A 13,657-nucleotide genomic window follows, 5' to 3' on the forward strand; every position below is an offset into this window, starting at 1 on the left:
AACGGCAAGCAAGACGTACCGAACCATTATCCGATTCATAACGATAGCCTCCCGGAATACTCATGAGAGTATGAACGTAGCTGTCGCTGGAGAGGTCCAACCGTGAAAAAGCCCAGTTCCCTCCTTGGTCGCCTCGTCCCGACGGGTGGAACCGCCGAACGCGTCGTCAAGGGCGCGTTCTGGGCGATGAGTCAGAACACCTTCGGTCGCGTGCTACAGTTGGCGATGCTCGTCATCCTCGCACGACTCATCGGCCCCGCAGAGATCGGGCTGGTCGGTATCGCGCTGCTCTCGGTGAGTGCGATTCAAAAGTTCACGAACTTCGGTCTCAACGCCGCGCTCGTCCAGCGTGAAGAAGAGAACGTCGACGAACATCTGAATACGATGTGGATTCTCGAAATCCTTCGTGGGAGCCTCATCTTCGTCGTGCTGTTCTTCTTGGCCCCGTTCATCGGCCAGTTGTTCAGCGAACCGCGAGCGACGGACCTCATCCGCGTCATCGGGCTCTCGCCGCTCCTGTTCGGACTGACGAACCCGGGCGTGATGTACTTCCAGAAGAAACTCGAGTTCCACAAGCAGTTCGTCCTCCGCGTCGGCGGAGAGATCGCACAGTTCATTGTCGCGGTGGCGGTTGCGATGGTCGAACCGACCGCGTGGGCCTTCGTCGCCGGCTACGTCGCCGCCGACGTCGTCCGTCTCGTGGCGTCGTATCTGATGCACAGTTACCGTCCGAGCATCCAGTTCGACCGCGAGTCCGCCGGTGAACTCATCGGCTACGGCAAGTGGATCACCGGGTCCTCCATCCTCTACTTCCTCTACAGTGAGGGTGACGACGCCTTCGTCGGCTGGTTCATCAACCCGGCCGCTCTCGCGTTCTACCAGTACGGCTACCGCTTCTCGAACGCACCGGCGACCGAACTGACGAGCGTCATCTCGTCGGTGATGTTCCCGGCGTTCTCGAAGATTCAAGCCGACGCCTCGCTACTGCGTGAGACGTTCCGCAAGACGCTTCGCGTGAACGCGTTCATCTCGGCACCCGTCGCCTTCGGTATCGCCGTCGTCGCACCGGACTTCGTCATGACCTTCTTCGGTTCCGAGTGGGAGAGCATGATCGTCCCGATGCAGATTCTCGCCGCGTACGGCTTCCTCCGCGCACTCGGTCAGACGTTCGGTCCGGTGTGGAAAGCCCTCGACCGCCCGGACATCATCACGAAGCTCTCGGCGATCCGAGTCGTCCTCATGGCGATTCTCATCTGGCCGCTGACCGACGCCTACGGCATCGCCGGCACGGCCGCGACGGTGACGCTCATCTCCATCTTCCCGATGGTCCCGCTCGACATCTACGTGACCGTCAAGATGCTCGGCCTGCGGACGGTCGAGGTGTACCGCGAGATCGCCTTCCCGACCTGTGCGAGCATCCTGATGGCGGCCATCGTCTGGTTCGTCAACCAGAGCCTCACCCTCCCGGCAGTCGCCGAGTTGGTCATCTCCATCGTCGTCGGTGCCGTGTCGTATCTCGCACTCGTCCTCGTCTTCGAGCGACAGTTCCAGTGGGGTATTGGTCGCAACATTCGGAGTATCGTCTCGGCGGCCCGACGCTAACCCGAACCGTTGGCTGAGCGTACCGGCTTAGTAATCATACCCATCGACTGTCTCTTTTGCTGTTAGGTTGTCTATACTAATCGACTATCCCCGAGTGTATTCTCGTATTCAATGCCCGACGTAAGCGTGATAATTGCAACCCTGAAGCCCCGAGACGAGATTGAGTGTATCCCATATCTCGAACGGGGGACGTTCGACGACTACGAAGTCATCGTTCGCAACGACGACCGCGTGACGACCGCGCGAAACGAAGGGATTCGACAGGCGAAGGCGGACAAACTGGTCTTCCTCGACGACGACTCGCACCCGTGCGCTGACTACCTCGAACACGCCGCCGAGGTGCTCGAACGCGAGGCGGCCTACGCCGGCAAAGTCGTCCACCCGCGAGACGACATCTTCGCCAAGCACTTCACCCCGCACTACAGCTTCGGCGAGACACCGCGGTACGTGACTCGCTTCTGGGGCTGCAACATGGGTATCCACAGAGACGTGTTCGACGACGTCGGTCTCTGGGACGAGAACATCACGTGGGGACACGAGGAGAAGGAACTCGCAGAGCGCGTCATCGCGTCGTACGACATCTACTACGACCCGGAGCTCCTCGTCCACCACTGCTACACCGACTCCATCATGAACTACTGGAAGAAGCAGTACCGTCTCGAACGGCAGACACCGTACTACTGGGACACGCAAGGGAAGACCACCCGCTGGCAGTGGCTCCGAATCGCACACGACGTCTTCCACCCGATGCACTATCTCGGCTGGTCGGCGAAGCACGCCATCGTCCGCTCCGGCGGCAACCTCGCACGGACGGCCGGTCGGGTCCGCGGGATGCTCGTCAAGCGTCGCTCCGACGCAACGCACTCCTGACTACAGTAGCCGGCCACCTGCGTGGTGGTAGGCAGCCACTTTTCGACACCGTTTCTCGGTTATTGAACGATTACTCAACTCACCCCCAGTCGTAGGTGAGATACGAGAATGACCTACACAGTCGCAATCGTCGGAACCGGGGCCAACCCGGACAACCCGAACGCAGATGGATTCGCGATGGCGTACCGACACGCCCGCGCCTACGAACGACTCGACAACTGCCGCATCGTCGCCTGCGCGGATATCATCACGGAGAACGCCCGCGAGTTCGCAGACGTCTTCGACATCCCCGCCGGAAACGTCTACGAAGACTACGAACAGATGCTCAAAGACGTCGAACCCGACATCGTGAGCGTCTGCGTGCCGCCCGTCGTCCACGCCGACATCGTCATCGGCTGTGCCCGCAGCGACGTCGTCCAGGCGATTCACTGCGAGAAACCGATGGCCAAGACGTGGGAAGAGTGCCGCGAGATGGTCCGCGTCTGTGACGAACACGGCGTCCAACTGACCTTCAACCACCAGCGTCGCTTCGGCGGCCCGTTCCGAAAGGCCAAGCAACTGCTCGACAGCGGCGAAATCGGCGACCTACAGCGCATCGACGTCGGCGGGCCGAACCTCTACGACTACGGCTCTCACCTGTTCGACATGTGTGGCTACTTCACCGACCAGACGCCCGCCGAGTGGGTGATGGCCCAGATCGACTACTCCGAAGAGAACCTCCAGTTCGGCGTCCACAACGAGAACAACGCTATCGCCCAGTGGCGCTACGAAGACGGCGTCTTCGGCACCGCCTCCACCGGCGACGACAGCACGATGAACTGCGAGATGCGTCTCGTCGGCAGCGAGGGAACGATCGAAATCGGCGTCGGCGACGGCACCGCACTCCGGATGCGCACCGACGGTGGCTGGAAGACGCAAGACACGAACGGCGACAGCATCCACGGACCGAAACCCGGTCTCGTCGGCAGCGCCGTCAAGCTCGCGGGTGAGCGCCTCTCGTTCCTCCCGACAGACCGACTGCTCCCGAGTGCACCCTCGTTCATCGACCGCGCCATCGAGGACGTCGTGGCCGCCCTCGACGAGGACCGCAAACCAGAACTCGCCGCCGAGAACGCCCTCCAAGGCACCGAACTCATCTTCGCGTGCTGGGAGTCCGCACGCCGCCGCGGCCGTGTCGACCTCCCGCTCGACATCGACTCGAACCCGCTCGAAGAGATGGTGAACGCGGGCGAGATTCTCACCGCACCGCCGACGGCCGAGTAGAGACTACGAGTTCCGTCGCCTGTGAGAACAGTCGCCGGGCGAACCGACCACCGTGGCTGATGCGGTTTCGAACCGCTGGCTACGACACGTCAGAACTGTTTTGAGAGGTGAGGCTGGCGAATACGCGCGACAGGTGGTCTGCGTTGCGCATCAGTATCGTCCCGAGAACACTGGTGAGAAGCACGTAGCCGACGGTAAACGCTGGAATCGTCTCGCGAAGCGTCGGCGACGTCCCGGCCGTGACGAGGAACGCGGCGATGACCAGCGAGAACTCCCCGCGCGGCGTCAGCGCACAGCCGACACGGACGGCCCGTTGACGGTCTAACCCGTAGGCACGCCCCGCTAGCGTCCCACTCACGAGTTGTCCTCCCGTGGTGACGACGACTGCGACGACCACGAACCCGAGCGACGCGGTCAGGAGCGCCGGGTTCGTCTGGAGACCGATCACGACGAAGAACATCGCGGCGAAGAGATCACGGCTGGGGGCGACGAGTCGCTCGATGCGGTCGGTGTGACGCGTCCGGCCGAAGGCGGTCCCGACGAGGAACGCAGCGATGGCTTCGCTCACGCCGACGAGGAGACCGGTCCCGGCGACGACGGCGGCGACGCCGAGCACACCGAGCAGAAAGAGTTCCGACGACTCGATGTCGAACGCGCGTTCGAGCAGTCCACTTCCGTAGTACGCCGCCCCGAGGAGCACGACAAGAAAGAGCACCGACCACGCGATAGAGAGCGCGACTGTGGACACGTCGGTGCCACTCACCAGAAACACCGAGAGGACGGCGAATCCGAGCGCTGTGATGACGTCTTCGATGACGATGACGCCGAGAATCGCTTGACTCTCGGTGTCGGCGATCCAGCCGAGGTCGATGAGCGACTTCGCGATGATGACTGTCGAGGAGTTGAACACGATGAGTGCGACGAACGCCGCCTCCAGCAGTGTGAACCCGAACGCCAGACCCAACCCGATGCCCAGGGGGAGACTGACTCCGATGTCGACGGCTCCGGCACGGGCGAACCGGGTTCGGTTCGAGAACAACTGTTCCAAGCTCAGTTCGAGGCCGACGAAGAACAGGAGCAACACCACTCCTAGGTCCGATAGCAGCCTGATCACCTCGGGACTCTCGACGAGCGTCAGCGAGACGCCACCGACCGACGGCGCGTACGGGCCGACGAATATCCCGACGAGGATGTAGGCGGCGATGACAGATTGGTCGAGACGGAGTGCGACCCGTCCAGCCAGGACGAGCAGCAGGAGGAGCATACCGGCGGTGAAGAGGAGGTTGAGCGTTGCCACAGTATCCTATCCTCGCAGTTGAACGTTAGTCGTTTTCGGGGGACGTCGGACGGTCACGCGTCGAGGAGCTCGTCGAGTGCGTCGTAGGCCTCGTCGCTCCCGACGACGACGAGGGTGTCGCCGACTCGGAGTTCGGTATCGGAGTCCGGGTTCGACAGCGTCTCCGAGTCTCGCTGTATCGCGAGAATCGAGACTCCGGTACGGCTCCGAAGTCCAGTCTCGCGTATCCGTTGGTCAGCTATCGGCGACGTCGCGGTCACTTCCACCCATCTGATGCGGGCGTCCTCGAAGGCGTCGTCCAGCCCTTCCTCGGCCGGGTGGAAGTACGTGCCGTCGAATATTTCGGCAATCTTGCGCGCCTGGGACTCCGTCACTTCGAACAGTTCGTCACCGTCGGCGTCGGCGTCCGCCCGCCAGTAGGTCTGTCGCCGCCCGTCGTTGTGCAACAGGACGACGAACTCGCCACCGGTCGGAAACCGCAGCGTGTAGCGCTGTCCGACCCCGGGTATCTGACTCTCGAAGACTTTCATCGGGGGGTATTCGCCGGGGGCCCATATCCGTGTTCGGGTGGGCGAGACGGGAACGCGGTTGCCACCCGTAGAACCACGCACTGTCGGGGGCCAAGTCGGGTAGCAGTTCGAGAAAATCAAAGACCGCGTTTGTGGGGTTCGTCAGGTTCGTCGGCGGTACTCTGCCGGGGGCCGTCGTCGACAACCGACCACGGGCGTGCTGCCCGTCAGCCTTCGTTGTACCAGACGTCGATGTGGTGGTTCGGGCCGTAGGACTTCCCGACGATGTCACGCTTGCCGTTGCCGGTCAAGTCTGCGACTTTGCCCTCGTGGGTCGCGATACCCGACTCGACGAGGTGCTCTTCGAACTGGCCGTCGCCGAGGTTCTCGAAGATGAGGTGTTTCGGCTCCTTGTTGTCTGTGAGCGCCATCTCGCCGACGTAGATGTCGAGGCGGCCGCTACCGGTGAAGTCCGCCAGTTGGAGCGTGTGCGGGCAGAACATCTCCTCGCGAAGAATCGTCGGCGTCCAGTCGGGGCCGTCGACCCACGCCACGCGGCCGGGGCGGCCGCCGTACTCCGGGGAGTCGCCCTCCGAGTAGACGATTTCGAGTTCGCCGTCGTCGTCTAAGTCGCCGACGGCGAGACGCACGTCGTCCCAGTCGGTGACGACGTCTTCGCGGTCCCAGGACCCGTCGTCGTTTCGGTGGTAGATGTGAGTTCCGGCGAGTATCTCGGTCTTCCCATCGCCGTCGATATCGACGATTTCGACCCCTTCGACGCGCACGTCGTCGTCGACGATGTGGCAGTGGGAGTCGGGCCACGGGGCCTGATACGGGTCTTCCGGAATGTCGTAGTAGAAGATGGTACGACTCTCCTGAGAGAGACCGACGACTTCGAGTTCGCCGTCGTCATCGACGTCGCGGACGATGACGTCGTGGTACTTCTCGAAGGCAGTAGTGATGGTGTGGCGCTTCCAGAGCTTCCGCGGGTTCTTGGGTTGCTCGAACCAGTAGACGGCGTTGTGGTTGATACCCTGTCCGGCCACGACGTCGAGGCGGCCGTCACCGTTGATGTCGCCGAGGGCACCGCCGACGTCGAGGTGGGGGGCGATGGCCATCTTGTGGCGTTTCCAGCCCGGGTTCTCGTACCAGAAGAGGTGCATCTCCTCGAGGCCGAGGCGCGTGCGGAGGCGGTCGAACGTCGGGAAGTTGCTCTCTTTCGCTTTCAGGACGAAGTTCTTCCCCGGATACGGCTTGCCCGCGCCGCCGATGATGATGTCGTCACGGCCGTTGCCGGTCAGGTCGGTGGTGAGACAGAATCCGAGTCGAGAACAGGGAGGTTCGGGGTCGATACACTCGTGTCGGAACGTCAGACCCGCATTCTGCTGCTGTCGTGTCGCCATTGATGACTGTGAAGACGGCTCGTTAGGGCATTGTAATAGAGCGGTTAATCGCGACTCACTGTCTCGTTGATAGACACGATCAGACGGGACGGTCACAGTTCGGTGGCCCTCGACAGCGTACGCCGACATGGTCCGATGAGGCGGATTTTTCCCCTCGACTCTGTACTCGTAGCCGATGGTAAGGGGCCCTTACATCGAGCCGAAACTGGCGAGTACGACCCTCTCTGACCCGCTCACTGGGCACTGTGTCTCTCGACAGTCCCTGCACGCGTACCGGAGGAGAACGACGCCGCGACCCGACAGAACCGAGCGGCCGAGAGTGACGTTCGACCGACAGGCGCTCCATAACAAAGCGCATCCCCCTCATCAATACGAGTCAGTGAGCCGGCCATATGATACACCAACGTGAACCGACAGCGAGAGACGACCGTGTGGGGGAGCGATGAGTACCCAATCGACGCCGACGAACGTCGTCATCGTCCTCGGCACGCGCCCCGAGATAATCAAGTTCGCACCGGTGATTCGCGAGTGCATCGACCGAGAGGTCCCCTTCACGCTCGTTCACACGGGCCAGCACTACTCGCCGGACTTGGACGAAGTGTTCTTCGACCAACTAGAGCTGCCCGCACCGGACGTCCATCTCGGCGTCGGGTCGGACTCTCACGGCAAACAGACCGCCGCGATGCTCGAAGGCGTCGAAGAAGTGCTGTTCGACGTCGAACCCGACGTGGTCCTCGTCCAGGGTGACACGAACTCGACGCTCGCCGGTGCGCTGGCGGCCGCGAAACTCAACATCGAAGTCGGCCACATCGAGGCTGGCCTCCGAAGTTTCGACCGCGAGATGCCCGAGGAGACGAACCGTGTCGTCGTCGACCACATCGCCGACTACCTGTTTACACCCACCTCCGAGACGCGCGAGTATCTGGAACGTGAAGGACTCTCCGACCGCATCTTCGTCACCGGGAACACCGTCGTCGACGCCGCCCACCAGTACGCCGACGTCGCCGCCGAGAAGAGCACCGTCCTCGACGAACTCGGCCTCGAACCGGGCGAGTTCTACCTCCTGACGGCACACCGCGCGGAGAACGTCGACCAACTCGACCGATTCAGCTCGCTGCTCGACGGCGTCGCACAGTTCGCCGACGAGACAGGGTGGGACGTCGTCTACCCGATTCACCCGCGCGCGCAGAATCGCATCGACGCCTTCGACCTAGAGGTCCCCGACGCGATTCGACTCGTCGAACCGCTCGACTTCCTCGACTTCCTCCGACTGGAGTCGACGGCGGCGCTCGCGTTCACGGACTCCGGCGGCGTCCAAGAAGAGACCTGTATCCTCGGTACGCCCTGCGTGACGCTGCGGTACACGACCGAACGACCCGAGACAGTGTACGTCGGTGCGAACTGTCTCGCGGGACTCGACCCCGTCGACATCGTCGACGCGGGCAGACAGATGCTCGGCAAACGCCCCGACTGGGACGTTCCGTTCGGCGACGGACGGGCCGCCGAACGCATCCTGGACCTACTGACTGCACCCACCTCACCAACGGCCGGAACGATACCGGCGGAGACACCTCAATGAAAATCTGCGTACACGGAATCGGTTATATCGGACTAGCAACGGCAGCGCTCTTCGCGAACGCTGGACACGACGTCGTCGGCTACGACCCGAACGAACGCCTCGTCTCGGAGCTTCGAGCGGGCAACCCCCGAACGACGGAAGAAGAACTCCGAACGTTCGTCCTCGACGCTCTCGACAACGGCTTCGAGCCGGCGGACGAACCCGTCGAGGCGGACTGCCATCTCGTCTGCGTTCCCACGCCGTACGACGAAGAGTCACAGATGGCAGACCTCGCCTACGTCGAGGCCGCCGGGCGAACGGTCGCAGAGTACCTCCGCCCCGGTGACCTCGTCATCCTCGAATCGACCGTCCCGCCGGGAACGACCGAGGACGCGTTCGCCTCGGTTCTCGAAAACTCCGGACTGACGGCGGGCGAGGACTTCGCGCTCGCACACTGTCCCGAGATGGTTCTCCCGGGGAACATCACGTACGAAATCGTCCACAACGACCGTATCATCGGCGGTATCGACACTGCATCGACCGACCGTGCGGTTGCACTCTACGAACCGCTCGTCGAGGGTGCCATCCACCGCGCGCCGGACGCGACGACCGCAGAGTTCGTCAAGCTCACACAGAACGCCTACCGCGACGTGAACATCGCCTTCGCGAACGAGTTGGCGCGCGTCGCCCACGACTACGGCATCCGGTCGCGTGACGCCATCGCACTGGCGAACGTCCACCCGCGCGTCGACGTGCTCCAACCCGGCCCCGGCGTCGGCGGCCACTGTCTCCCCATCGACCCGTGGTTCCTCGGGCAGTCCTCGGACTCGCTCGACATCATCGAGAGCGCGCGCCGCATCAACGAGGGGATGGTCGACTTCGTCGCCGAACTCCTCGAAGGCGAAGTCGGACCGCTGGCCGGAACGAGCGTCGCCGTCCTCGGCGTCGCCTACAAGGGGAACGTCGACGACAGCCGCCACAGTCCCGGACTGCGCTTCGCCGACCTCCTCCGAGCGGTGCCCGCTGCCTCCGGAACCGAAGCCGAAGCGACGGCGACGGACGGCGGACAGACCGGCCACGACACCGGCGTCGACGTCCGACTCCACGACCCTTACGTCGACGACCACGACGGCTCACTCGGCCTCGTCGACCTCGAAGACGCGCTCCGCGACGCCGACGCTGTCGTTGTCACCGCCGCACACGACGCCTACCGCGACATCGACCCCAAGATGGTTCGAGAACTCGTCTCGCGACCGCTCGTCGTCGACACGCTCTCGTGTCTCGACGCCAACGCGTGGCGGGACGCCGGGTTCGACTACGTCGAAGTGTAGGCTCGATACGGCTGGATTGCGACGCGCTCTTTCTTCCCCCGCTACTGCCTTCCGCTCGCACCGTCGTTACGAGGCGAGACTGTCGCCGTAGCGACTCGCTAGTCAGTTGGATACACCACGTGCCGATTCGACACGCCGTTCGCTCGTCTCGCTCGTCTCACGTCCGATTCGTACGCTGACCAGCATCGCCGCCCAGCCGACGCCGAGGACGAGACACCAGAGTGCGACGGTCAAATCCTCGGTGAGAGGGAGGTTCATGCTGACCCCGTACATCGCACTACCGACGACGAGGAGGACGTGGAGGGTCGACCACCGGGTCCGAGACGCCCGAAGCACCGACATCTCGGTGACGAGGAGCCAGCCGACGAGCGTCCACGAGAGCCAGACGAAGCAGAAATAGAGGGCGTTCAACTCGGCCCCACTGTCCGTACTGAGTGTGACCACCGGAATCAGCCCGGCGACCAGACCGGCGAGGAGGGCTTTGAAGTCAGGCATAGATATTGGTCGAGACCCTCCGAGAAAATTTCTTTCGATTGTCACGTATCCGCGGGCGATTCGAGTGATTCGAGAGACGAAGAGAGAACAAGAGAGACCGGTTCCAGAGAGCGCAGTGTGCGGTGCGCTCAGAGATACCCGAGGTCTTTCAGATGGGCCGTCATCGAGTCGTCGAACTCGGAGTGCTCTTCCTGTTGAGAGCGCGGGAGGCCGAACGCCGTGAGCCACGACTCACACATCGCGGCGAGTTCGTTGCAGAGGAGCGACTCCGCGTCGCTCACGTCGTACGTCTCGTCGGGGATTCTGAACAGTTCTATCTCGCTCTCGCTCTGCACGTAGCGGTACTCGGGCGTCCGGATGCTCGTCAGGTCACCGGAGTGGTACTGCGAGGCGTCGAACGCGTCGTCGTATTCGCTAATCTTCGCTAACTTGCTCGCCGAGCGAGCGCCACCGCGTTGGGTTACGGCGAACTCGCGTTCGCCGTCGCGGAGGTCGATGCCGACGGGGACGTCGGCGTCGACGCCAACCTCGTTGAGGACGGTCCGCATCGCGTCGGCGTGCTGGACGAGTTCGTCGTGCGTGCCGGAGAGACCGGAGACACCCGCGACGACGAGCGGCACGTGCGAGACGGCGTCGTTCACGACGATCATGTGGGCGAGTAACCCGTGTTCACCGAGTAGTTCGCCGTGGTCGGAGGTGACGACGACGATGGGGTCGTCGAGGCGAGACTCGGCGTACTCGACGATTTTCCGAGCGGTGTCGTCGACGTGGCAGATGCCCGCGTCGTACATCGCGTGGATGGCGCTCCACTCGTCGTCGGCGAACGGGACGCCCCGAGCGATGTGTCCGTGGAGGTCCGACGACATGTCCATCGAGACGTCGAGCGCCTCGTCGGTAGACATCTCGTAGCCGTCGGCGAAGCGGTTCTGGTACGGTTTCGGCGGGTGGTAGGGGTGGTGGCTGTCGCCGAGGTGGACGTACAGGAACAACGGTTGGTGCTCGGCGGCGGCGGCGTCGACGTTGTCGCTTCGCGAGTGCGACGTTGAGGTAGCCGATAGAGTGTTTCGGCGTGTCGCGGGTGAACCCCGCCGAGTGGTGGTTGATACCGGCGAGGTAGCGAACCATCGTCGGGAGGCCCGCCTCCTTCAAGAGCGTCTCCTTCCCGAGGTAGTGGAAGTGGTCGAACCCGCGGGCGAGTCCCGTCACCTCGCTCAGTTGGGGGTTCGGCGAGATGCAAGCCGTCCGGTAGCCAGCGTCACGGAGCGCCTCGGGAATCGTCGGGATGTCGCGGGACAACCGGGCGTCTTCGGACCACGTCCGGTGTGCCGACGGCGTCAACCCGGTCAGGATGGACGCACTGGACGAGCGTGTCCAAATGTCGTGCGAGAAACAGTTCGTGAACGCGGCACCATCGGGGCGAGCGGCGAGTTCGCTGAGAAACGGCGTCGTGTCCCGGTCGTATCCACCCAGCGTCGTGTGGTCTTGCCGAACGCTTTCGAGGGTAATCCAAACAATATCTCTGCTCATACGCTATTACCCGTACGCTGGTAAGAGCGATAAGTCGGAACTTGCTAACCACTCTCTCCCACGACTCCGTCACGCAGTAGGCTGTGGCTACTGATGAACGTGGGCGCGAACGGTCGATGGTTCTCACGGAGAACAGGAGGGTGAGACGTCTCAGTACGTTCAGAACAGCGCGAGTCGAGGGTATCGGTGCAGCGTTACCGCGACGGCGTCGCTTCGAGCGGTGGGTTCAGTTCGGAGAGGCTGGACCGCAGGTCGTCTGCAATCCCCGTCTCGACCCAGTCTCGGGTTCGCGGGACGAACGCACGGTACGTCGGGACGGTGCTGAAGAGGTCGGCGAAGATGCGACGCTCGGCTTCGAGCACCGACTCGAACTCGGTGGTCTTGTCGAACTCGGGGAACAGCGTGTCGAAGGCGTAGAAGTACTCACGGAGGAGGCCGTTCCACTCGTAGTCGCTGATGGTCACCGTCTCTGTCAGTGCGTCGTCCGAGGTGATCTCGTCGATAGAGATGGTGTCTTGCGTGGGTGCTGCACGCAGTACGACGACGCCGTCGGCGTCTGCGCTGTCGACGAACTTCGACCCGGGCAGTACCTCGCTCAGACTCGTGAACGTCCGACCGCTTTCGGTGAGGAACCGCTTCGTGAGGAAGATAGCCCCCTCGTCGAGCGTCGAGCGGGTCTGGTCGGCGTGTTTGTCGACGAACCCCGCGACGCGCTGTTTGAACGTCTGTTTCTCGTCCTCGTCGCGTTCGGTGACGTGGCCGAACGATTCGAGGTTGTGTGGCTGCATGTTCACTCCGAGTGGGTAGCCCCGAACCGAACCGTCGGCGTTGACCCAGAGGCGGTCGTCCGCGAGGTAGTCGCCGCCCGACCCGAGCAGCGAGAGGAGCGTGTTCGTCTTGCCGGCGCTTCGCCACGCGGGGAAGATGAACGTGCTTCCGTTCCACTGTACGCCGGAGGCGTGCACCAGCGCGTAGCCGTCGTCGACGAACCGCTTTCTGAGTTCGTACTCGAGCGGGTAGACGACGTTGAACGGCTCCCAGTTGGGCGAGACCCACATGTGGCTCCAGTCGGCGTTGACGCTCATGTAGTTCGAGCCTTTCCGGACGACGAACCGATCTCCCTCACGCCCGTAGTAGGACTTCGGGGTCCCGAGTACCGTGTCGGGGTCGGGTTTTTGCGTCGTCATCTCGATGACGAGGTCGGGTTCGCGGTCGGGAGACGTTTCGAGGAAGTGGTCGTACATCCGGTGATGCTGGTTGACCGACCGACCTTCGTCTCCTCGAACCTCCACCAGATACGTGTCGAAGAAGTTGTAGTAACTCATCAGTTTGTGCTCCACCATCTATCGATGATTCCAGATTGTACCGGCTGTCGAGATAAGCGATAGCGTAGGTATCGCAGTAGTCGTACAGACACTTTCATAGTCATCATCTGACAACGGAGTCTATTGACTTAGTAAGTATCTGGATACCACTTCTCTCTCCTCTCGGTTAGTAAGCTACAAACCGGCGTGTGTCGCGTAGTGTGGAGCTACTGATCGTTGCAGAACGTTCCACCGTCTGGCGTTTTTACCTCAATAATAGTCTTGTTTCGGCGGAATTTTGCACCGCCGTCGAACGCGCTCTCTGCCTCTGGCCACATCGGCAAAATCAGTTACTAACCGAATCGAAAGTGCTGAATTAATCTCCCCGTGACGGCCCCGTCGTTCGTTACTCGAATCATAACTTTTGCACTATCTATCGATAGAAATTAGTGAGAATTGATAATATGACCCACGATTATTCGTTACCAGCAACGCCCA

Annotated in this window: 11 protein-coding genes and 1 pseudogene; 5 read left to right on the plus strand and 7 right to left on the minus strand. The window is 62.4% G+C overall.

The features are described from left to right. Positions 1–102: 102 nt before the first annotated feature. From BM083_RS03370 to BM083_RS03380, 3 genes are all read left to right on the plus strand, one after another. On the plus strand, positions 103–1,602 hold the full coding sequence (locus tag BM083_RS03370; protein ID WP_089865745.1) for a lipopolysaccharide biosynthesis protein: 1,500 nt from the start codon (positions 103–105) through the stop codon (positions 1,600–1,602). Between the two features lie 111 nt (positions 1,603–1,713). Next, positions 1,714–2,472, plus strand: coding sequence for a glycosyltransferase family 2 protein (locus tag BM083_RS03375; protein ID WP_245756840.1), 759 nt, complete (start codon positions 1,714–1,716; stop codon positions 2,470–2,472). A gap of 108 nt (positions 2,473–2,580) precedes the next feature. Further along, positions 2,581–3,735, plus strand: a complete 1,155-nt coding sequence (locus BM083_RS03380; RefSeq protein WP_089865749.1) for a Gfo/Idh/MocA family protein — start codon at positions 2,581–2,583, stop codon at positions 3,733–3,735. Between the two features lie 79 nt (positions 3,736–3,814). Here the strand turns inward: BM083_RS03380 and BM083_RS03385 are convergent, their stop codons facing one another. The 3 genes from BM083_RS03385 to BM083_RS03395 form a co-directional block, all read right to left on the minus strand. After that, entirely contained in the window at positions 3,815–5,032 is a 1,218-nt protein-coding gene (locus BM083_RS03385) for a cation:proton antiporter (protein WP_089865752.1), read from the minus strand. Between the two features lie 53 nt (positions 5,033–5,085). Beyond that, positions 5,086–5,562, minus strand: a complete 477-nt coding sequence (locus tag BM083_RS03390; RefSeq protein WP_089865755.1) for a cation:proton antiporter regulatory subunit — start codon at positions 5,560–5,562, stop codon at positions 5,086–5,088. Between the two features lie 206 nt (positions 5,563–5,768). After that, complete coding sequence (locus BM083_RS03395) at positions 5,769–6,944, minus strand: FG-GAP repeat domain-containing protein (RefSeq protein ID WP_089865758.1); 1,176 nt, start codon at positions 6,942–6,944, stop codon at positions 5,769–5,771. 442 nt (positions 6,945–7,386) lie between these two features. Here BM083_RS03395 and wecB point away from each other — a divergent pair, with 442 nt between their 5' ends. Next, complete coding sequence (gene wecB, locus BM083_RS03400; RefSeq protein ID WP_089865761.1) at positions 7,387–8,523, plus strand: non-hydrolyzing UDP-N-acetylglucosamine 2-epimerase; 1,137 nt, start codon at positions 7,387–7,389, stop codon at positions 8,521–8,523. Then, entirely contained in the window at positions 8,520–9,833 is a 1,314-nt protein-coding gene (locus BM083_RS03405) for a nucleotide sugar dehydrogenase (protein WP_089865763.1), read from the plus strand. Before wecB ends, BM083_RS03405 begins: the two co-directional genes overlap by 4 nt. Positions 9,834–9,935: 102 nt before the next feature. On the opposite strand, the gene BM083_RS03410 is transcribed toward BM083_RS03405, so the two are convergent. From BM083_RS03410 to BM083_RS03420, 4 genes and pseudogenes are all read right to left on the minus strand, one after another. Continuing rightward, positions 9,936–10,328: a hypothetical protein gene (locus tag BM083_RS03410; protein WP_089865766.1), complete on the minus strand. Its 393-nt coding sequence runs from the start codon at positions 10,326–10,328 to the stop codon at positions 9,936–9,938. Between the two features lie 128 nt (positions 10,329–10,456). Continuing rightward, entirely contained in the window at positions 10,457–11,317 is an 861-nt protein-coding gene (locus BM083_RS23740; protein ID WP_245756841.1) for a sulfatase-like hydrolase/transferase, read from the minus strand. A 241-nt stretch (positions 11,318–11,558) separates the two neighbouring features. Continuing rightward, positions 11,559–11,855, minus strand: a pseudogene (locus BM083_RS23745) (sulfatase-like hydrolase/transferase); the annotation flags it as partial. A gap of 194 nt (positions 11,856–12,049) precedes the next feature. Next, a complete protein-coding gene (locus BM083_RS03420; RefSeq protein WP_143085672.1) occupies positions 12,050–13,180 on the minus strand; it encodes a hypothetical protein in 1,131 nt (376 codons plus the stop codon). Between the last annotated feature and the right edge of the window lie 477 nt (positions 13,181–13,657).

The sequence above is a fragment of the Halogranum rubrum genome, from assembly GCF_900114455.1.
Taxonomy (GTDB): domain Archaea; phylum Halobacteriota; class Halobacteria; order Halobacteriales; family Haloferacaceae; genus Halogranum; species Halogranum rubrum.